Source organism: Pseudomonas sp. FDAARGOS_380, from assembly GCF_002591235.1.
In the GTDB taxonomy this organism is placed as follows: Bacteria; Pseudomonadota; Gammaproteobacteria; order Pseudomonadales; family Pseudomonadaceae; genus Aquipseudomonas; species Aquipseudomonas salmasensis.
Map to the genome: position 1 here is coordinate 1,686,295 of NZ_CP023969.1, position 19,126 is coordinate 1,705,420.

The 19,126-nt window shown below is 60.3% G+C and carries 17 protein-coding genes; 11 read left to right on the forward strand and 6 right to left on the reverse strand.

Annotated elements, in window-relative coordinates; genetic code table 11:
* The first annotated feature begins 26 nt into the window (after positions 1-26).
* The 9 genes from CRN80_RS07905 (at position 27) to lptE (ending at position 10,191) form a co-directional block, all read left to right on the forward strand.
* Complete coding sequence (locus CRN80_RS07905) at positions 27-1,334, forward strand: CitMHS family transporter (protein ID WP_003187405.1); 1,308 nt, start codon at positions 27-29, stop codon at positions 1,332-1,334.
* Between the two features lie 67 nt (positions 1,335-1,401).
* Positions 1,402-2,169, forward strand: a complete 768-nt coding sequence (locus CRN80_RS07910) for a TerC family protein (protein ID WP_003187403.1) — start codon at positions 1,402-1,404, stop codon at positions 2,167-2,169.
* Between the two features lie 271 nt (positions 2,170-2,440).
* Positions 2,441-4,099: a Na/Pi cotransporter family protein gene (locus CRN80_RS07920; RefSeq protein ID WP_003187402.1), complete on the forward strand. Its 1,659-nt coding sequence runs from the start codon at positions 2,441-2,443 to the stop codon at positions 4,097-4,099.
* A gap of 58 nt (positions 4,100-4,157) precedes the next feature.
* On the forward strand, positions 4,158-5,540 hold the full coding sequence (locus CRN80_RS07925; RefSeq protein WP_098949911.1) for a pitrilysin family protein: 1,383 nt from the start codon (positions 4,158-4,160) through the stop codon (positions 5,538-5,540).
* A gap of 68 nt (positions 5,541-5,608) precedes the next feature.
* Positions 5,609-6,640: a DUF5924 family protein gene (locus CRN80_RS07930; protein ID WP_098949912.1), complete on the forward strand. Its 1,032-nt coding sequence runs from the start codon at positions 5,609-5,611 to the stop codon at positions 6,638-6,640.
* Positions 6,641-6,694: 54 nt separating this feature from the next.
* The gene (locus CRN80_RS07935; protein ID WP_034129245.1) at positions 6,695-7,843 is read left to right on the forward strand and encodes an ABC transporter permease; all 1,149 of its coding nucleotides are present in this window, start codon (positions 6,695-6,697) and stop codon (positions 7,841-7,843) included.
* On the forward strand, positions 7,840-8,643 hold the full coding sequence (locus CRN80_RS07940; protein ID WP_003187395.1) for an ABC transporter ATP-binding protein: 804 nt from the start codon (positions 7,840-7,842) through the stop codon (positions 8,641-8,643). Before CRN80_RS07935 ends, CRN80_RS07940 begins: the two co-directional genes overlap by 4 nt.
* 1 nt (position 8,644) lies before the next feature.
* A complete protein-coding gene (locus tag CRN80_RS07945) occupies positions 8,645-9,583 on the forward strand; it encodes an MlaD family protein (protein WP_098949913.1) in 939 nt (312 codons plus the stop codon).
* On the forward strand, positions 9,580-10,191 hold the full coding sequence (lptE, locus tag CRN80_RS07950; protein WP_032894293.1) for an LPS assembly lipoprotein LptE: 612 nt from the start codon (positions 9,580-9,582) through the stop codon (positions 10,189-10,191). The genes CRN80_RS07945 and lptE overlap by 4 nt, the downstream gene beginning before the upstream one ends.
* A gap of 127 nt (positions 10,192-10,318) precedes the next feature.
* Here the strand turns inward: lptE and CRN80_RS07960 are convergent, their stop codons facing one another.
* From CRN80_RS07960 to CRN80_RS07980, 5 genes are all read right to left on the reverse strand, one after another.
* Positions 10,319-11,548 carry a nucleoside recognition domain-containing protein gene (locus CRN80_RS07960; protein WP_098949914.1) on the reverse strand — a complete coding sequence of 410 codons (1,230 nt, stop codon included), beginning with the start codon at positions 11,546-11,548 and terminating at the stop codon, positions 10,319-10,321.
* Positions 11,549-11,645: 97 nt separating this feature from the next.
* Positions 11,646-12,977, reverse strand: a complete 1,332-nt coding sequence (gene gltP, locus CRN80_RS07965; RefSeq protein WP_003187390.1) for a glutamate/aspartate:proton symporter GltP — start codon at positions 12,975-12,977, stop codon at positions 11,646-11,648.
* A 712-nt stretch (positions 12,978-13,689) separates the two neighbouring features.
* Positions 13,690-14,157 (reverse strand): inhibitor of vertebrate lysozyme family protein, encoded by a 468-nt coding sequence (locus CRN80_RS07970; RefSeq protein ID WP_032894297.1) that lies wholly within the window; start codon positions 14,155-14,157, stop codon positions 13,690-13,692.
* Between the two features lie 2 nt (positions 14,158-14,159).
* Positions 14,160-14,324: a DUF1328 domain-containing protein gene (locus CRN80_RS07975; RefSeq protein WP_003187386.1), complete on the reverse strand. Its 165-nt coding sequence runs from the start codon at positions 14,322-14,324 to the stop codon at positions 14,160-14,162.
* A 77-nt stretch (positions 14,325-14,401) separates the two neighbouring features.
* Positions 14,402-14,686 (reverse strand): hypothetical protein, encoded by a 285-nt coding sequence (locus CRN80_RS07980; protein WP_003187385.1) that lies wholly within the window; start codon positions 14,684-14,686, stop codon positions 14,402-14,404.
* 389 nt (positions 14,687-15,075) lie between these two features.
* Between CRN80_RS07980 and algB the strand changes: the two genes are divergently transcribed.
* Positions 15,076-16,422 carry a sigma-54-dependent response regulator transcription factor AlgB gene (gene algB / locus CRN80_RS07985; RefSeq protein ID WP_003187383.1) on the forward strand — a complete coding sequence of 449 codons (1,347 nt, stop codon included), beginning with the start codon at positions 15,076-15,078 and terminating at the stop codon, positions 16,420-16,422.
* A 10-nt stretch (positions 16,423-16,432) separates the two neighbouring features.
* Positions 16,433-18,220, forward strand: a complete 1,788-nt coding sequence (locus tag CRN80_RS07990; protein ID WP_032894300.1) for an ATP-binding protein — start codon at positions 16,433-16,435, stop codon at positions 18,218-18,220.
* 113 nt (positions 18,221-18,333) lie between these two features.
* On the opposite strand, the gene CRN80_RS07995 is transcribed toward CRN80_RS07990, so the two are convergent.
* A complete protein-coding gene (locus CRN80_RS07995; protein WP_032894301.1) occupies positions 18,334-19,110 on the reverse strand; it encodes an N-acetylmuramoyl-L-alanine amidase in 777 nt (258 codons plus the stop codon).
* Positions 19,111-19,126 lie beyond the last annotated feature (16 nt).

The window sequence follows — 19,126 nt, forward strand, 5'->3', positions numbered from 1 at the left end:
AGCCGCGCTACGCCTGGAGTATTCCTATGCTGACTTTCCTTGGCTTTGCCATGGTCATCACGTTCATGTTCCTGATCATGACCAAGCGCCTGTCCGCGCTGATCGCCTTGATCATCGTGCCGATCCTGTTCGCGCTGTTCGGCGGTTTCGCACCGAAGATCGGCCCGATGATGCTCGAAGGCATCACCAAGCTTGCGCCAACCGGCGTGATGCTGATGTTCGCCATCCTCTATTTTGCCTTGATGATCGACTCCGGCCTGTTCGACCCGGCCGTGCGCAAGATCCTCAAGATGGTCAAGGGCGACCCGCTCAAAGTGTCGGTCGGCACCGCCGTGCTGGCTCTGGTGGTATCCCTGGACGGTGACGGCGCCACCACCTACATGATCTGCGTCGCGGCCATGCTGCCGCTGTACCAGCGCATCGGCATGAGCCCACGGATCATGGCCGGCCTGATCATTCTCGCCGGTGGCGTGATGAACATGACCCCCTGGGGCGGCCCGACCGCGCGCGCCGCCAGTGCGCTGCATGTAGACCCGTCGGACATCTTCGTACCGATGATTCCGGCCATGGCCGCCGGTGTGGTGGCGATCCTGGTGATTGCCTACATGTACGGCAAGCGCGAGCGTGCACGCCTGGGTGAATTGCACCTGCAGGGCGACGAGATCGACCACAGCGAAATCAGCGTGTCGCAATTCCCCGACGCCCGCCGTCCAAAACTGATCTGGTTCAACGGCGCCCTGACCCTGGCGTTGATGTGCACCTTGATTGCCGGCCTGTTGCCGCTGCCGGTGCTGTTCATGGTGGCGTTCAGTATCGCCATGATCGTCAACTACCCGTGCCTGCAGCAGCAGAAGGACCGCGTCGCGGCCCACGCCGGCAGCGTATTGGCGGTGGTGGGCTTGATCTTCGCCGCCGGTATCTTCACGGGCATCCTGTCGGGCACCGGCATGGTCGACGCCATGTCCAAGAGCCTGCTGGCAGTCATCCCCGAAGCCATGGGCCCTTACCTGGCGGTGATCACCGCGCTGGTGAGCATGCCGTTCACCTTCTTCATGTCCAACGATGCGTTCTACTACGGCGTACTGCCGGTACTGGCCGAAGCTGCCAGCCATTACGGCATCACCGCGGTGGAAATGGCGCGGGCGTCGATCGTCGGGCAACCCGTGCATTTGCTGAGCCCACTGGTACCCTCGACGTACTTGCTGGTTGCTCTGGCGGGTATCGAATTCGGCGATCACCAGCGCTTCACACTCAAGTGGGCAGTGCTGGTGTGCCTGTGCATAATGTTCGCCGCATTGCTGATGGGGATTTTTCCGCTGTTCAGCACTCTATAATCGTACCGACTCACTCACCGCGCGGCGCTACAGCTTGCGCGGTTAACATTTGCTCAAAGGAATACACATGGAATGGCTGACCAATCCGGAAATCTGGATTGCCTTCTTCACCCTGACGGCCCTTGAGATCGTCCTGGGCATCGATAACATCATCATGATTTCGATCCTGGTCAGCCGCATGCCCAAGCATATGCAGGCACGCACTCGGATCTTCGGCCTGGCGTTGGCCATGGTCACGCGCATCCTGTTGCTGCTGTCGATCACCTGGGTCATGCAACTGACCGCCGACCTGTTCGTGGTGTTTGGCCAGGGCATCTCCGGTCGCGACCTGATCCTGTTCTTCGGTGGCCTGTTCCTGCTGTGGAAAAGCTCCCAGGAGATGTACCACGCCCTGGAAGGTGAAGATGAAACCCAAGACGAGCCCAAAGGCGCCGGTGGCAAGTTCATCTACACCATTATCCAGATCGCCATCATCGACATCGTGTTCTCCCTGGACTCGGTAATTACCGCCGTCGGCATGGTTTCCCACGTGCCGGTGATGGTTGCCGCCATCGTCGTTGCGGTATTGGTGATGATGCTGGCTGCCGGCACGATCAGCGAGTTCATCGACAAACACCCGTCGCTGAAAATGCTGGCGCTGTCGTTCCTGCTGGTAGTGGGTACCGTGCTGATCGCTGAATCTTTCGACGTACACGTGCCAAAAGGCTACGTCTACTTCGCCATGGCGTTCTCGCTGGCGGTGGAAGCGGTGAACATCAAGATGCGTACCGCCATCGCGAAAAAGAAGAAACAGCAGGACCCAGTGAAACTGCGCAAGGACATTCCGGGTCAGTAATTTGACCCGCGAGTGATCGTTCCCACGCTCCGCGTGGGAATGCCCTCTCGGACGCTCCGCGTCCGCAAAGTGACGCAGAGCGTCACAGGATGCGTTCCCACGCCGAGCGTGGGGAACGATCTTCATGACAGTTTTGTTTCAATCCCAAGTTTAGCTATGCGATGCTGGCGCAGAGCCCATTCGCCAACTACAGCTTAGGTACAAGACGTAGAGCGGCACGCGGTAACTTTCCTTCGCTCCTGCTGGAGCGCACCCACACGGGGGGCCGAGCATGCTGACCTTGCTCAATCTGCTTTCCGCCGTGACCCTGCTTATCTGGGGCACGCATATCGTCCGAACCGGCATCCTGCGGGTCTACGGTTCCAATTTGCGCCAAGTCATCGGGCAGAACATGTCCAAGCGCTGGCTGGCATTTGTCGCCGGTATCCTGGTGACGGCCATGGTGCAAAGCAGTAACGCCACCGCGATGCTGGTGACTTCGTTCGTCGGCCAAGGGCTGATGAGCCTCACGCCGGCCTTGGCCACCATGCTTGGCGCCGACGTCGGTACGGCCTTGATGGCGCGGGTGCTGACGTTCGATTTGTCCTGGCTGTCGCCGCTGCTGATCTTCCTCGGGGTGATTTTCTTCCTGTCGCGCAAGCAGACGCGGGCAGGGCAGTTGGGCCGGGTCGGAATCGGCCTGGGCCTGATCATCCTCGCCCTGCAATTGATCGTCGAAGCGGCCGGGCCCATTACCCATGCCCAGGGCGTCAAAGTCATCTTCGCTTCGCTGACCGGCGATATCTTGCTGGACGCCCTGGTCGGCGCGCTGTTCGCCATGATTTCCTACTCCAGCCTCGCTGCGGTATTGCTCACTGCCACCCTGGCCGGTGCCGGCGTGATCGGCTTGCACGTGGCCATCGGCCTGGTGATCGGCGCCAACATCGGCAGCGGCGTGCTGGCCTTTCTCAGCACCAGCATGCAAAACACTGCCGGTCGCCAAGTGGCTCTGGGCAGCCTGTTGTACAAATTGATCGGTCTGTTGCTGATCATTCCAGTGCTTGACCCACTCGTGGGCTGGATGGACGGCCTGGACTACAGCGTTCAGGGCATGGTCATCACCTTCCACCTGCTCTACAACGTCAGCCGCTGCCTGATCCTGTTACCCACCATCGGGCCCATGGCACGCCTGTGCGAATGGCTGCTGCCGGAACGCCCCGAAACCAATGGCAAGGCCAAGCCACGCCATCTGGACCTGGCCTCATTGAATACCCCAAGCCTGGCCCTGGCGAACGCCGCCCGCGAAACCCTGCGCCTGGGTGACTTGATCGACAATATGCTCACTTCGATGCAGGAAGTGCTGCGCGGCAACCAAACCGCCGTTACCCAAGAAATGCGCAGCCTGAGCGATGACGTCGAAGCGCTCTACAGCGCGATCAAACTCTACCTGGCGCAAATGCCTCGGGAAGACCTGAGTGAACAAGACAACCGCCGCTGGGCCGAGATCATCGAGCTGTCGATCAACTTGAAATTGGCGGGTGACCTGATCGAACGCATGCTGCGCAAGGTCCAGCAACAGAAGACCTCGCAGCGCCGGCAATTTTCCGAAGTGGGCCTGGAAGAACTCAGCGGCCTGCACAGCCAGTTGATCGCCAACCTGCGCCTGGGCCTGTCGGTGTTTCTCAGCGGCGACCCGGAAAGCGCCCGCCAATTACTGCGAGAAAAGCGCCGCTTCCGCGCTCAGGAACGCCGCCTGGCCCACGCCCATGTCAGCCGCTTGCAGCGCAAGATCGTGCAGAGCCTGGAAACCAGTTCACTGCATCTGGAACTGATTGCCGACATGAAACGCTTGAACTCGTTGTTTTGCAGCAGTGCTTATGTAGTGTTGGAAACGTCCGACACCGGCGCGCTCTCCGCTGAAAGTATTGCCGACATCACCCATTCGCCCTGAACGTACGCCCGCGAGCGAAGTCAGTTAACAATGGACCTCATTCGCCAGGAAGCTTGTTATGCGTCGCCTGTTACTCGCCTGCCTGCTCTTGGGCTCGGCCCACACCTTTGCCTTTGACCGCCTGCAAGTCGAGGGCTACACCTTGCCCAACGGCCTGCAACTGCTGCTCAAACCGGGCACCGAGCGTGGGCACGTGGCTATTCGCCTGGTGGTTGGGGTGGGCCTGGACGACTTCGGTTGCGAAGAAAAAGAACTGCCGCACCTGTTCGAGCACTTGCTGTTCAGCGGTATCGACGGCGGCGGCGAAGGCGACCTCGAAGACCGCATGCAAGCCCTGGGCGGCGAGTGGAACGCCTACACCAGCAACGCCGACACCACCTTCGTGATCGAGGCGCCCGCGCAGAACCAACGCAAGGTGCTGGACCTGCTGCTGGCAATCCTCACGCGCACGCAACTGACCGAGGCCCATATCAATGCCGCCAAGCAAGTGGTGGAGCGCGAAGACGGCGGCCATTACTCACACTTGCAACGCCTGCTGGATCGCCAAGACCTCGGTCACAGCGCCAGCAACCAATTGGCCGTGGAATTGGGCCTCAAGTGCGCCGAACGCGCCGAGGTCAGCCACCTGACCCGCGACCAGTTGGAGAAGCTGCGCAAAGCATGGTACGCGCCGAACAACATGACCCTGATCGTCGTCGGCGATCTCGACAAACTGCTGCCCGCCTACCTGGAACGCACCTATGGGCAACTCGACCCCGTGGAGCCGAGCGAGCATCGCCCCCTACCCGAAATCCAGCATACCGCCGCCAGCCATCGCGACCTGATCCGCGGCTGGGTGGGCGATGGCGCCAAGCTGCACTGGTTGTTCCCCGAACCTGTGCTGGACGACCAGCATGATGAAACCTACAACCTGCTCAAGGATTACCTCGACTGGGCACTGTACCGGCAACTGCGCCTCAAGCACGGTTTGTCCTACGGCCCATGGGTAGAACGCGAAGTGCTCGGCGGCGTTGGGTTCCTCAGCCTGAATGCCGACCTTGAACGGGAAAACCTCCCTGAAGCCGAGCAAGTCTTGCAAGACCTCAAGACCCAACTGCTCAAGGACGGCCTCGACCCAACAGTATTCACGCGCCTGCAACAAGCCGCCATTGCTCGCCAAGCCTGGGCAGTACAGGGCAACAGTGCGCTGGCCGACTATTACTGGAGTGCTGCCGGTGACTACAGCAACGGGCGTTTCAGCGACCCGGTCAAACGCATCAAGGCTGTAAGCCTGGCGCAAACCAACCAGGCCATGCGCGAAGCGTTCCAGCAGCCTGGCTACTGGCGCATCGAAAAACCGCTGTTGAGTTATGACGCGTTGACCTGGATCGGCGCGGGCGTACTGGGCCTGATCATCCTTGGTTTGATCGGCCTGAGGCTTTATCGCAAACCTGTTGAGTAATGACGCACAGAATATCGGGCTAAGGCGTTATTCTGTCTGAGATTTTTCCCACAACTAGTGAACCGCCCATGCCGAACTTGCCGCCCCTTATCCAGCGCGTTATAGAACTGATCAAGCGCTACCCAGGGGTGATTGCACTCGGCGGTTTCATCTCGGGGGTGGGCAGCTTCATCCTGGTAGACCGCCAGCAGGGCATGGCCAGTTGGATTGCGGTGATCATGCTGGTGAGCTGGTTGTGGCTGATGCTGGAAAACAGCTTTACGCAACTGTTCACCAAGGTTTTCAATCGCGAGATCCCTGAACCGCTGCTGCGCTACGCCACCCAGATGATCCACCAGGAAAGTCTGTTTTTCGTCCTGCCTTTCTTTTTTGTCACCACCGCCTGGAACAGCGGCCAATCGCTGTTCACCGGCCTGCTCGGCGCGGCGGCGCTGGTGTCGATCATCGACCCGCTGTATTACAAATGGCTGGCGCCCAAACGCTGGCTGTTCCTGGCCCTGCACACCCTGACCCTGTTCGCCGCGTTGCTGACCGCGCTGCCGATCATCATGCACCTGACCACCGCCCAGAGCTACAAACTGGCGTTGGGTGTAGCCATGGTGTTGTCGATTCCAAGCCTGGCCGTCAGCCTGCCGCTGCGCAGCCTCAAGGGCTGGGCGATGCTGCTGGGGGTAACGGCCGCCATCGGCTGCGCCGGCTGGTTCCTGCGCAGTTGGGTACCGCCCGCCACCCTGTGGATGACCGAAGTCGCCATCAGCACCCAACTGCAAGACCGCACGCCGGGCGACGACCTCAAGCAAGTCACCGCCGCCCAACTGCGCAGCGGTGGGCTGTATGCGTACACCGCGATCAATGCACCACGCGGGCTGGATGAGCGGATCTACCATGTGTGGAAATTCAACGGCCAGGAAGTCGACCGCATTGCCCTGGACATCCACGGTGGGCGCAAGGAAGGCTATCGCGCCTGGACCCACAAGCAGAATTTTCCGGGTGACGCCGTAGGGCGCTGGCAGGTGCAGGTGCTCACCGAAGACGGGCAAGTCATCGGCGTTCTGCGCTTCAAGGTGATAGACACAGCACAAGCGGACAACCCAAAGTAAGCCGGATCGTGCTATTACGTAGCAATTGTGGATAGCCAAACAAGCTCGGAGCTTATGACCACTCGCACGACGGCCGGCGCGGCCCATCTTGATACGTCCAGCACCCCGCCTTCGCTACGGATTACCGGCGACTGGACGCTGGCCCACTACGCCCACCTGAAGAAGCTGTCGGCCACGCTCGACGGCCAATATGACGCCGGTGCCCGCATTGACCTCAACGGCCTCGGCGCGCTGGATACCGCCGGCGCCTCGCTGCTGGTGGAGCTGCTGGGCCCAGCGCGCATCGAACACTCTGCCGAACAGACCGATTGCACCCTGGCAGCCGCCGACCGTGCACTGCTCAAGACCGTCTACCGCTCCCTGAATGACTTTTGCGTACCGATCAAAGAGCCGGAAGAGGCCGCCGGCATTCAAGTCTTGGCCCGCATCGGCCGCGCAGTAGACACGGTCTGGCAAGACGCAATGAAGCTGTTGGGCTTTATCGGCCTGATCCTCGAAACCTTCGCCCGCGGCATCTGGCGGCCCAAGCGCTGGCGCCTGACGCCCATGGTCGCCCATATCGAACAGACGGGCCTGGATGCGGCGCCTATCGTCGCGCTGCTGACCTTTCTGGTGGGCGCCGTCGTGGCCTTCCTCGGTGCCACCGTGCTCAAGAGCTTCGGCGCGACGATCTTTACCGTCGACCTGGTGGCGTTCTCCTTCCTGCGTGAGTTCGGCGTGCTGCTCACCGCAATCCTCATCGCCGGACGTACCGCCAGTGCGTTCACCGCGCAAATCGGCTCCATGAAAGCCAACGAAGAAATCGACGCCATCCGCACATTGGGCCTGGACCCCATGGAGCTGTTGGTATTGCCCCGCGTGCTGGCGCTGCTGGTGGCGTTGCCGATGCTGACCTTCCTGGCGATGCTCTCGGGGATCGTCGGCGGCGGTGTGGTGTGTGCGGTGGCCCTGGATATTTCGCCGGCGATGTTTCTTTCGCTGCTGCAATCGGACATTGGCGTGCAACACTTTCTGGTGGGCATGGTGAAGGCGCCGATTTTTGCCTTTTTGATCGCGGCCATCGGCTGCCTGGAAGGTTTTAAAGTCAGCGGCAGTGCCGAATCAGTCGGCGCGCATACCACGTCGAGCGTGGTGCAATCGATCTTTGTGGTGATCGTTCTGGATGCGGTCGCGGCGATGTTTTTCATGGAGATGGGCTGGTGAGTCGTCTACACCGTGCGCCCACTGAGGCGGTGATTGAAGTGCGTGGCCTGTGCAATCGCTTTGGCAGCCAAAGCGTGCACGAGAACCTCGACCTGGACTTGTACAAGGGCGAGATCCTGGCGGTGGTGGGCGGCTCTGGCAGCGGTAAATCCGTGTTGTTGCGCAGCATCGTTGGCCTGCGTCGCCCCAGTGAAGGCGAAGTACGGGTGTTCGGCAAAAACCTGCCGAGCCTGCCTGAACATGAACGCTCACTGGTAGAGCGCCGCTTTGGCGTACTGTTCCAGAAGGGCGCGCTGTTTTCCTCGCTGACGGTGACCGAAAACGTGGCCCTGCCCTTGATCGAGCACGCCGGCCTCAGCCGCGCCGATGCCGAGCACTTGGCGGCGGTGAAGCTGGCCCTGGCGGGGTTGCCGCTGTCGGCGGCCGACAAATACCCGGCCTCGTTATCCGGCGGCATGATCAAGCGTGCAGCCCTGGCCCGCGCACTGGCCTTGGACCCGGACATCCTGTTCCTGGACGAACCTACCGCCGGTCTCGACCCGATTGGCGCGGCGCAATTCGACCAACTGATCCTCACCCTGCGCGATGCGCTGGGCTTGAGTGTGTTCCTGGTCACCCACGACCTCGACACGCTGTACACCATCACCGACCGTGTGGCGGTGCTGGCGCAGAAGAAAGTGCTGGTGGCCGACGCCATCGATGTCGTTTCGGAAACGAACGACGCCTGGATTCACGAATATTTCCACGGCCCCCGGGGCCGCGCGGCATTGGATGCCGCTCAATCGCTCAACGAGGTATGACATGGAAACCCGAGCCCATCATGTGATGATCGGACTGTTCAGCGTAATTGTGGTGGTCGGCGCGATGCTGTTCGGCCTGTGGCTGGCCAAGTCCAGCGTCGATACCGCCTTCCAGGATTACGAAGTGATCTTCAACGAGGCGGTCAGCGGCCTGTCCCAGGGCAGTGCGGTGCAGTACAGCGGCATCAAGGTGGGCGACGTGATCAGCCTGCGCCTGGACCCCAAGGACCCGCGCCGCGTCCTGGCTCGCATCCGCCTGGCCGGGCAAACGCCGATCAAGGAAGACACCCAGGCCAAACTGGCCCTGACCGGTATCACCGGCACCTCGATCATCCAGCTCAGTGGCGGCACCCCGCAGAGCCCGGAGCTCAAGGGCAAGGACGGCAACCTGCCGGAAATCATCGCATCGCCATCGCCCATCGCGCGCCTGCTCAATAACAGCAACGACCTGATGACCAGCGTCAACCTGCTGCTGCACAACGCCAACCACCTGTTCTCGCGGGAAAACGTCGAACGCCTGAGCAACACCTTGGACAACCTGCAACAAACCACCGGCGCCATTGCCGAGCAACGCGGCGACATCAAGGTGGTGATGCAGCAATTGATGCAGGTGAGCAAACAGGCGGGCGCAGCGCTCGAGCAAACCACCGTATTGATGCGCGACGCCAATGGCTTGCTCAGCGAACAAGGCAAGCAAGCCTTCGGCAGCGCCGAGCAGGCGATGAAATCCCTGGAGCAAAGCACCGCCACCATCAATACCTTGCTGACCAATAACCAGGACTCGGTAAACAGTGGCATGCAGGGCCTCAACGAACTGGCGCCAGCCGTGCGCGAGCTGCGTGAAACCCTCGGCTCGCTGCGCGCCATCTCTCGCCGCCTGGAAGCCAACCCCAGTGGTTACCTGCTGGGCAGCGACAAGAACAAGGAGTTCACGCCATGAAGCGTGCTTACCACATGATCGTCCCTATGGCTCTGGCACTGGTCAGCGCGTGCTCGATCCTGCCCAAGCCGGACCCGTCGGACGTGTACCGGCTGGCGTCCGCCCAACCGACCACTCAAGGCACGCCGGTGAGTTGGTCACTGCGCGTGACCAAGCCACAGACCAGCGAGTTTCTCGACAGCCCGCGCATCGCCGTGGTGCCAGATGGCAACTTGATCAGCAATTACGCGAACTCGCGCTGGAGCGACCCGGCGCCGGTGTTGCTGCGTAATCGCCTGCTGGATGGCTTCCAGCGCGACGGGCGCGTGACATTGTTGAGCACTGACGAGACCAACCTGCAAGCCGACTATGAACTGGGCGGGCAGTTGCAGGCGTTTCAGAGCGAGTATCGGGGCAAGGCGGTGGAGGTGGTGATTCGTCTCGACGCGCGATTGGTGCGTGGACGTGATCAACGGATTATCGCCAGCCGTCGTTTCGAAGTGAGGCAGCCGGTGGGTGACGCCAAGGTGCCTGCGGTGGTGGCTGCTTTTGGCCAGGCCGGGGATCAGTTGAATAAGCAGGTGGTGGATTGGGTAGTACAACAGGGTAATGCTGCGCCGAAAAAATGATTCCACCGCCCTGTAGGAGCGAGCTTGCTCGCGAAAAACCTGAGACCGCCTCGGGGAGCCTGATACCCCGCGTCATCGTTAACGTTTTTCGCGAGCAAGCTCGCTCCTACGGGGGTGCGGCTCATGCTTAACCGAAGAACCAGTAGCACACCGAAATAGCCGCCACTACACCAGCAAACTCCGCGAACAACGCACACCCCACCGCGTGCCGCGCCCGCTGGATGCCTACCGAGCCAAAGTACACCGCCAGCACATAAAACGTGGTTTCCGTACTGCCCTGAATCGTCGCCGCCACCAACGCCGGGAAGCTGTCCACACCCTGGGTCTGCATGGTCTCGATCAGCATCGCCCGCGCCGCGCTGCCGGAGAACGGCTTGACCATCGCGGTCGGCAGCGCGTCGACAAAGCGCGTATCCAGCCCCGTCCAGGCCACCACATGGCGAATCCCTTCAAGGCCGAACTCCAAGGCCCCCGAGGCACGCAACACGCCAACCGCGCACAGCATCGCCACCAGATAGGGCAACAGGTTCTTGGCCACGTCGAAGCCTTCCTTGGCACCTTCCACAAAGGCCTCGTACACCTTGACCTTGCGCAACGCGCCGATCACCAGGAACAGCATGATCAGCCCAAACAGCGTGAGGTTGCCCAAGATCGATGACAAACCCGCCAGCGCCGTGGCGGACAAGGTCGCCAGCAGCGCCATAAAGCCGCCCAGCAGCAACGCGCCGGGGACCAGATAGGCCAGCACCACCGGGTCCCACAGCCGCAGGCGCTGCATGACTGCCACCGACAGCAGGCCCACCAGGGTTGAGGCGCTGGTGGCCAGCAGGATCGGCAGGAACACCAGCGTCGGGTCCGCGGCGCCTTGCTGGGCGCGGTACATGAAGATAGTCACCGGCAACAGCGTCAGCGAGGACGCGTTGAGCACCAGAAACAGGATCTGAGCGTTGGTTGCCGTATTGGGGATGGGGTTGAGCTCTTGCAGCGCCTTCATGGCTTTCAGGCCGATGGGCGTTGCGGCGTTATCCAGGCCCAGGCCGTTGGCGGCAAAGTTGAGGGTGATCAAACCGATCGCGGGGTGCCCGGCCGGCACTTCCGGCATCAGGCGGCGAAACAGCGGGCCGAGGGCCTTGGCCAGCCAATCGACGATCCCGGCTTTTTCGGCAATCCGCAGAAAGCCCAGCCATAACGTCAGGGTACCGAACAGCAGCACCATGACTTCCACCGACAATTTGGCCATGGCGAAAATGCTTTCGACCATCGCCGCGAAGATCCCTGCATTACCGCCCACCAGCCATTGCGCCAGTGCTGACACCATTGCCACGACAAAGAAGCCAAGCCACAGGCCATTGAGCATCAGATAAGTCCCCCGAAAGATGGGGCGAATGATAACGGGGCTGGCAGAAACGACAAACCCCGGAATTCTCCGGGGTTTGTTTTCGATCAATCTGTAATCAGCTACGGGTGGCTTGTGCCGTAGGCAGAGCTTCCTTGCTGCGCCAGTGCGGCAAGGAATTCCAGTAGCGCTCGCCCTTGGCATCGTCGTACATGCCTTCCCAACGGGAGATAACCAGTACAGCCAAGGCGTTACCGATCACGTTCAGGGCGGTACGCGCCATGTCCATCACACGGTCGACACCGGCGATAAACGCCAAGCCTTCCAGCGGGATGCCCACGCTGCCCAGCGTCGCCAGCAATACCACGAAGGACACGCCCGGCACGCCAGCGATACCTTTGGAGGTCACCATCAGGGTCAGTACCAGCATCAGTTGCTGGCCGATCGACAGGTCGATGCCATACAGCTGGGCAATGAAGATTGCCGCAATGCTCTGGTACAGGGTCGAACCGTCGAGGTTGAACGAATAACCGGTCGGCACCACGAAGCTGCAGATCGCTTTCGGCGCGCCGTAGGCTTCCATCTTTTCGATCACACGCGGCAGCACAGTTTCGGAGCTGGCGGTGGAGTAAGCCAATACCAACTCATCCTTGAAGATGCGGATCAGCTTGAGGATCGAGAAGCCGAACAGGCGGGCGATCAACCCCAGGACCGCGAAGGCGAAGAACAGGATCGCGACGTAAACCAGGATCACCAGCTTGGCCAGCGGCAGCAGCGAGGCGAAGCCGAAGTTGGCGACCGTCACCGCGATCAGCGCGAATACACCGATAGGCGCGTACTTCATGATCATGTGGGTGACTTTGAACATGCTCTCGGACACGCCCTGGAACATGGTCACCAGCGGCTCGCGCAGCTCAGGCTTGAGGCTCGACAGGCCCAGGCCGAACAACACCGAGAAGAAGATGATCGGCAGCATCTCGCCACGGGCAACAGCGGCGAAGATGTTCGAAGGGATCAGGTTGAGGATGGTCTCGATGAACGCATGTTCATGCTGCACTTCGGCAGCAGTCGCCTGGTACTTGGAGATATCGACGGTACCCAGGGTACTCATGTCGATGCCAGCGCCTGGGTGGAACAGGTTGGCGAGCAACAGGCCCACCACGATGGCGATGGTGGTGACGATTTCGAAGTAAAGAATGGTTTTGACGCCGATACGACCGAGCTTTTTCGCGTCGCCTACACCGGCAATACCGACGATCAGCGAAGAAATCACAATCGGGATCACGATCATCTTGATCAGGCGGATAAAGATATCGCCCGCCGGCTGCAACACATTGCTGATCCACCAGGCCTTTTCAGCACTGAAATGGTTGAGCACTGCACCGATTGCGATCCCCAGTACCAAACCGATGAGGATCTGCCAGGCGAGGCTTAGCTTTGCCTTCTTCATGTCATTACCCTTGCTTCAAGTGGACTTACGGCAAATGCGCCCGCTGCAACGCTCGAAAGCGAAAAAGTGTGTGCATCTGCCTCCATGGAAGGTCACCGCAGCGTGGCCGAAATGGCTTACTGGCAGGCGAAAAAAGGCGCAACTATTCCCATGCAAGGGAGCGACGTCTAATGCCGTAAACGCCTACCCTATGCCGAATCGGCATGGCTTTTTTTGAAAATATTTGTCCAAACGGTCAGTTCGTATCCGCCATTCAGGCGGGTGAATATGCCGTCAAGCAGCCAAATCAGGCTCGCGCAGAGATACTGGACGACTTGAATTGATTGGCAGAAATGTCTGAGAAATCCACCACCTAGCGCCAGAAAGATCCTATAGCGCGGGTGAAAAATTCTCGATAGATGGTCGCGCCGACATACCCGGTAATGGTTAGCCAGCGGCAAAAAGCAAAACTGCGGCTATGGGCGGCATGAAGTGCGGGAATGAGAGTCATAAGCCCGCCGCAAGTTCAGCAAGCTTGAGGTCTTGTGAACTTGCGTCGCAGCTTTTCGCCTGACCCGGCCCTTGCGCAGGTACTCCCTGTACCCGTAGGTCACGCCGATCCTGATCGATCAGAGCAACCCGGCCCCCTGGTCATGCATCGCTCAAGGAGCGATGCAAACAGAAAGAAGCACAAGGGCTTCTTTCTATGGACGCCGGCTCCGTCAGACGGAACCTAGTACCAATTCGGATCTTTCTTGAGCTGCTCCATCAGCAGCTTTTGCATACCCTCGTCCGGCTTACCGATAAAACGGTAATCGGCGTGCCGCGTCGGGGACTTGTCCGCCGGCAAACCGGCCGGTACTTCCACCAACATGGCGTAGGCATCTTCCTTGTCGAGGCTGAAGGCAACGATCAGGCGCTTGTTCAGGCAGGTGTCTGCAGTTTCGCAGAGCGGCCCGACCAAGTACTTGTCGCCATCTTCCTCAACGGCATTCATTTGCTCGGCCGTGCCCGACAGGTTCATCACCCACTCGGGCAGGCGCTCTTCTTTCTTCACCACGTCTTGCCAGGTTTCACGGTACTGCGGATCCGCGCTGAGCAATTCGTTAGCCCGGGATTGGCCGTCATTGGCGGCCAAAGCCAAGCCGCTACCGCCCAACAGCAGGGCGGCAGCAAGGGCTTTAAAAGGCAGGTTGGCCATATTCAACCTCGGCCTTTGCGACCAAAGAAGAACGAAGCGATGAACATCACCAGGAAGACCACAAACAGGATCTTGGCGATGCCGGTAGCGGTGCCAGCGATACCACCGAAGCCCAGGACTGCAGCCACAATGGCGATGATCAGAAATGTGATTGCCCAACTCAACATGGTGATTCTCCTTATGCTTCTATAGGGGTAACAGCGGTGATGCCGTGCAGCCGCTCAACACAAGCGACGTTTTTTGCCTAGAACACCCAACGGTCATGGGCCGGCAGTTCGTCCAGGGTGGAACCCTGATCTACCAGGCTCAGTTGCGGGGCAGTCACATCGGCGCTGGCGCTGCCAATGGAACGGAAATGGGTCTGGGTCATGGCAGGACGTTCAAATTGCGGGGCTGGCTGCGCACGCTCTTGCCAATGCTGCAACTGCTGGCCGGCAATCAACGTGACCATCAAGGCCAGGCTGGCAAACAGGCCCTGCTGCAAGCGCAGCGGCGATACACGCAATTGGCTGAGGCTTTGGCGAGTCATACTGCATTGCTCCCGCATTCTGATTATTCGTTCATGACGCTCTTGGGGGAGATATTGCAGAGTGCATGCCAGCTTTATTGCAAAATAAAACTCAATAAAATCAAAGAGTTATACTTGCCCGATAGAATCATCGCCTAGCATCCTGCACGATGCCTGCGTGCAGGCCGTGCGAAATGCACGACGGCAAGTGGTCGGAACCAGACACCCAGCGCACACATCGAAGGATCGAAGGGCGAACGGAAGGGAAAATGCGCTCAGACGACGTCTGTAGGAAGGCGCGCAGATAGCTGCGCGAAGAAGCCTTTTATGAATCAGAATAAACCATGCAACTTGCCCGATTATTCCGGGACTAAACACCATCACATTTATAGTTAAGGAGTGCGGGACAGATGGAATCAGCCAAGGAACTTCAAGGCCGCATTCTTTTAGTGGATGACGAATCTGCGATCCTGCGCACCTTCCGCTATTGCCTGGAAGATGAAGGCTATACCGTCGCCACCGCGAACAGTGCCGCCCAGGCCGATGCCCTGATGCAGCGTCAGGTGTTCGACCTGTGCTTCCTCGACCTGCGCCTGGGCGAGGACAATGGCCTGGACGTGCTGGCCCAGATGCGTGTGCAGGCACCGTGGATGCGCGTGGTGATTGTGACCGCCCATTCGGCCGTGGATACCGCCGTGGACGCCATCCAGGCTGGCGCCGCCGACTACCTGGTCAAACCTTGCAGCCCAGACCAGCTGCGCCTGGCCACCGCCAAGCAACTGGAGGTGCGTCAGCTCTCGGCGCGGCTGGAAGCGCTGGAAGGCGAAGTGCGCCAGCCTAAAGACGGCCTGGACTCCCATAGCCCGGCAATGATGGTGGTGTTGGAAACCGCGCGGCAGGTGGCCGGGACAGATGCCAATATCTTGATTCTCGGCGAATCCGGCACCGGTAAAGGTGAGTTGGCCCGGGCGATACACGGCTGGAGCAAACGCTCGAAGAAGTCCTGCGTGACCATCAACTGCCCGTCTTTGACTGCCGAACTGATGGAAAGCGAACTGTTCGGCCACAGCCGCGGCGCATTCACCGGCGCCAGCGAAAGCACCTTGGGCCGAGTGAACCAAGCGGACGGCGGTACGCTGTTTCTCGACGAGATCGGCGATTTCCCCCTCACGTTGCAACCCAAGTTGCTGCGGTTTATCCAAGACAAAGAGTATGAGCGGGTGGGCGACCCGGTCACCCGCCGCGCCGATGTGCGCATCCTCGCAGCCACCAACCTGAACCTGGAAGACATGGTGCGCGATGGCCGCTTCCGTGAAGACTTGCTCTACCGCCTGAATGTCATCACCTTGCACTTGCCGCCGCTGCGCGAACGCAGTGAAGACATCCTGACCCTGGCCGACCGCTTCCTCGCCCGCTTCGTCAAGGAGTACGCCCGCCCGGCACGCGGCTTCAGTGATAATGCCCGCGAAGCGCTACTCAACTATCGCTGGCCCGGCAATATCCGCGAACTGCGTAACGTGGTGGAACGCGCCAGCATCATCTGCCCTCAGGAGAAGGTGGAGATCAGCCACCTGGGGATGGCCGAGCAACCGGCCAACAATGCACCGCGTATCGGCGCGGCTTTGAGCCTGGATGAGCTGGAGAAAGCCCATATCGGCGCCGTACTTGCGACCAGCGACACACTGGACCAAGCGGCCCGCACACTCGGCATCGATGCGTCGACGCTGTACCGCAAACGCAAGCAGTACAACCTTTGAACAGGACCTTATGAAGCTCGCGATGAAACTGCGCACCCGGTTATTCCTGAGCATCTCAGCGTTGATCACCGTGGCATTGCTGGGGTTGATCCTGGGCTTGGTCAGCGTCATGCAAATGGCCAAGACCCAGGAATCGCTGATCCGCAGTAACTTCATCACCCTGGACCTGGGGCTCAAATTGCGTCAGAGCCTGGGCGACCAATTGATCATGATGCTGGAGAAGCGCCCCGACCCGGACGCCCTGCAAGCCTCCAAGCAGCATTATTTCGACCTGTTGGACCAAGGCATCGCCCATGAGCAGATAGACGGCAAAAACCATGGCTTCAGCCAGGCACGCTCCGATTACCAGAAGCTGCTGGAAGCGTTTGACCAATCCCAACAGGCATCACCGCCCGCAGGCAGCAAAGAAAAGCTGACTGAAACCTTCAACATATTGCGTAACGGCCTGATCGCCGATCACAAGCGGGCGCTGGAAAATATCAGTACCAGCGAGCATAAATCCCGCGAACGAGCGCTGTTGATTGCCGGCCTGCTCGGCCTGGTAGGGCTCGCGGTGCTGATCATCGGTTTCGTCACGGCCCATGGCATCGCCCGGCGTTTCGGCGGCCCCATCGAGGCGCTGGCCAAGGCCGCCGACAAGATCGGGCAGGGCGATTTTGAAGTCACGCTGCCGATCTCCTCCGCAGCGGAAATGAACCTGCTGACCCGCCGTTTCGGCATCATGGCCGAAGCGTTGCGCCAACATCAGGCCACTAACATCGATGAGCTGCTGGCCGGCCAACAGCGCCTGCAAGCGGTGCTCGACAGTATCGATGACGGCCTGTTGATGATTGATCGCCAAGGCTGCCTGGAGCACCTCAACCCTGTGGCGCAGCGCCAATTGGGCTGGGATGAGGAGCGGCTGGGTCAAGGCCTTGGCGAAGCCATGGGTCGTGCGGAAATGGATGAACAGCTGCAACTGGTGCTGCGCGGCGGCAACCTGGAGCGGGCCCCGGATGATCTGGAGGTGGAAGTCGAAGGGGAGCTGCGCCTGCTGACCTACAGCCTGACCCCGGTCAGCCATACCCAGGGGCATATTCTCGGGGCCGTGATGGTGCTGCATGACGTGACTGAACAGCGCGCTTTCGAGCGGGTGCGCAGCGAGTTCGTGTTGCGCGCCTCCCATGAGCTGCGCACGCCGGTTACCGGCATGCACATGGCCTTCGGCTTGTTCCGTGAGCGAGCCAAGTTCCCACCGGACTCCCGCGAGGCGGACCTGCTGGATACGGTCAATGAAGAGATGCAGCGCCTGATGCAGTTGATCAACGACCTGCTCAACTTCTCGCGCTACCAGAACGGCCTGCAAAAACTCACCCTGGGTACGTGCGATGTCACCGACTTGCTGGAGCACGCACGGGCTCGATTTGCTGAGCCTGCGAACGCCCAGCACATTGAGTTGCTGGTGGAAGCCCAACCTGAGTTGCCACGGCTATATGCCGACCAGGTGCAACTGGAGCGGGTGCTCGACAACCTGCTGGGCAATGCCCTGCGCCACACCGCCGAAGGCGGGCAGATCCGCCTGCAGGCACGACGCCATGGCGAGCGGGTGATTATCAGCGTCGAGGATAACGGCGAAGGTATCGCCTACGGCCAGCAGGGGCGGATTTTCGAACCCTTTGTGCAGGTGGGCCGCAAGAAAGGTGGGGCGGGCCTGGGCTTGGCACTGTGCAAGGAGATCGTGCAATTGCACGGCGGCCGCATGGGCGTGTACTCACGGCCGGGGCAGGGTACGCAGTTCTATATGGCATTACCCCTTTAGGAGCGAGCTTGCTCGCGAAAAACGTCAACGATAACGCTGTGCTGTCAGGCAGCCCGCGTCGTCTATGCGTTCTTCGCGAGCAAGCTCGCTCCTACATTATTATTTTTACACCATCAGCGGTGATTCAAGGCGCGCAGGATTGCGGCGCTTTCAGCATCCGGGGTGCCGTCAAACAATGACGGGCGGAAACGCATCTGGAATGCGGCGATGACGTGCCGCGTGGCCACATCCAGCTCACCAGTCTGCGGCGTCTGGTAGCCCAGGCGCGCCAGCTCTTCCTGGAACCAGGTAATGCTCGGCAACTGCGCGGCGTACTGCACCTGAAACCGGGCCACTGCCTGGGCATCCGGCCACACGGCCAGACCTTCTGCCGCTAAGCGCTTCCAAGGGAACAACGGGCCTGGGTCCAGCTTGCGCAGTGGGGCGATGTCGCTGTGCCCGATGATGTTCTTGGGGTCGATGCCGTTGCGCTTGCTGATGTCCTTGAGCAGCACGATCAGCGACTGCACCTGCGCTTCGGAATACGGGTACCACACACGCCCCGTCGGCGTATCGGTGAACCCTGGGTTGACGATCTCGATGCCGATGGAGCTGGAGTTGAGCCATGTGCGCCCCATCCACTCGCTTTCACCCGCGTGCCAGGCGCGCTGGCTTTCATCCACCAGCTTGTAGATGGTGCCGGAGGCGTCGTCGCCGATCAGGTAATGGCTGCTGACCTGGCCATGGGTCAACAGCGCCAGGGAACGTTCGAGGTTGGTCGAGGTGTAATGCACCACAACGAACTGCACGCGGTTGTCGTGGTTGACCGAGGGATGGCTGGTGTTCAGGCGCGGACCACTGGTGCAGCCGGCGAGCAGAAGAAACGCTAAAGCGATATACAAGGATTTCATGGCGAGAGGCAGTACA

Bases quoted from the DNA above. Each gene is read 5' to 3' on its own strand.
- CRN80_RS07905 (WP_003187405.1), top strand. From the start codon at position 27: ATGCTGACTTTCCTTGGCTTTGCCATGGTCATCACGTTCATGTTCCTG.
- CRN80_RS07910 (WP_003187403.1), top strand. From the start codon at position 1,402: ATGGAATGGCTGACCAATCCGGAAATCTGGATTGCCTTCTTCACCCTG.
- CRN80_RS07920 (WP_003187402.1), top strand. From the start codon at position 2,441: ATGCTGACCTTGCTCAATCTGCTTTCCGCCGTGACCCTGCTTATCTGG.
- CRN80_RS07925 (WP_098949911.1), top strand. From the start codon at position 4,158: ATGCGTCGCCTGTTACTCGCCTGCCTGCTCTTGGGCTCGGCCCACACC.
- CRN80_RS07930 (WP_098949912.1), top strand. From the start codon at position 5,609: ATGCCGAACTTGCCGCCCCTTATCCAGCGCGTTATAGAACTGATCAAG.
- CRN80_RS07935 (WP_034129245.1), top strand. From the start codon at position 6,695: ATGACCACTCGCACGACGGCCGGCGCGGCCCATCTTGATACGTCCAGC.
- CRN80_RS07945 (WP_098949913.1), top strand. From the start codon at position 8,645: ATGGAAACCCGAGCCCATCATGTGATGATCGGACTGTTCAGCGTAATT.
- lptE (WP_032894293.1), top strand. From the start codon at position 9,580: ATGAAGCGTGCTTACCACATGATCGTCCCTATGGCTCTGGCACTGGTC.
- CRN80_RS07960 (WP_098949914.1), bottom strand. From the start codon at position 11,548: ATGCTCAATGGCCTGTGGCTTGGCTTCTTTGTCGTGGCAATGGTGTCA.
- gltP (WP_003187390.1), bottom strand. From the start codon at position 12,977: ATGAAGAAGGCAAAGCTAAGCCTCGCCTGGCAGATCCTCATCGGTTTG.
- CRN80_RS07970 (WP_032894297.1), bottom strand. From the start codon at position 14,157: ATGGCCAACCTGCCTTTTAAAGCCCTTGCTGCCGCCCTGCTGTTGGGC.
- CRN80_RS07975 (WP_003187386.1), bottom strand. From the start codon at position 14,324: ATGTTGAGTTGGGCAATCACATTTCTGATCATCGCCATTGTGGCTGCA.
- CRN80_RS07980 (WP_003187385.1), bottom strand. From the start codon at position 14,686: ATGACTCGCCAAAGCCTCAGCCAATTGCGTGTATCGCCGCTGCGCTTG.
- algB (WP_003187383.1), top strand. From the start codon at position 15,076: ATGGAATCAGCCAAGGAACTTCAAGGCCGCATTCTTTTAGTGGATGAC.
- CRN80_RS07990 (WP_032894300.1), top strand. From the start codon at position 16,433: ATGAAGCTCGCGATGAAACTGCGCACCCGGTTATTCCTGAGCATCTCA.
- CRN80_RS07995 (WP_032894301.1), bottom strand. From the start codon at position 19,110: ATGAAATCCTTGTATATCGCTTTAGCGTTTCTTCTGCTCGCCGGCTGC.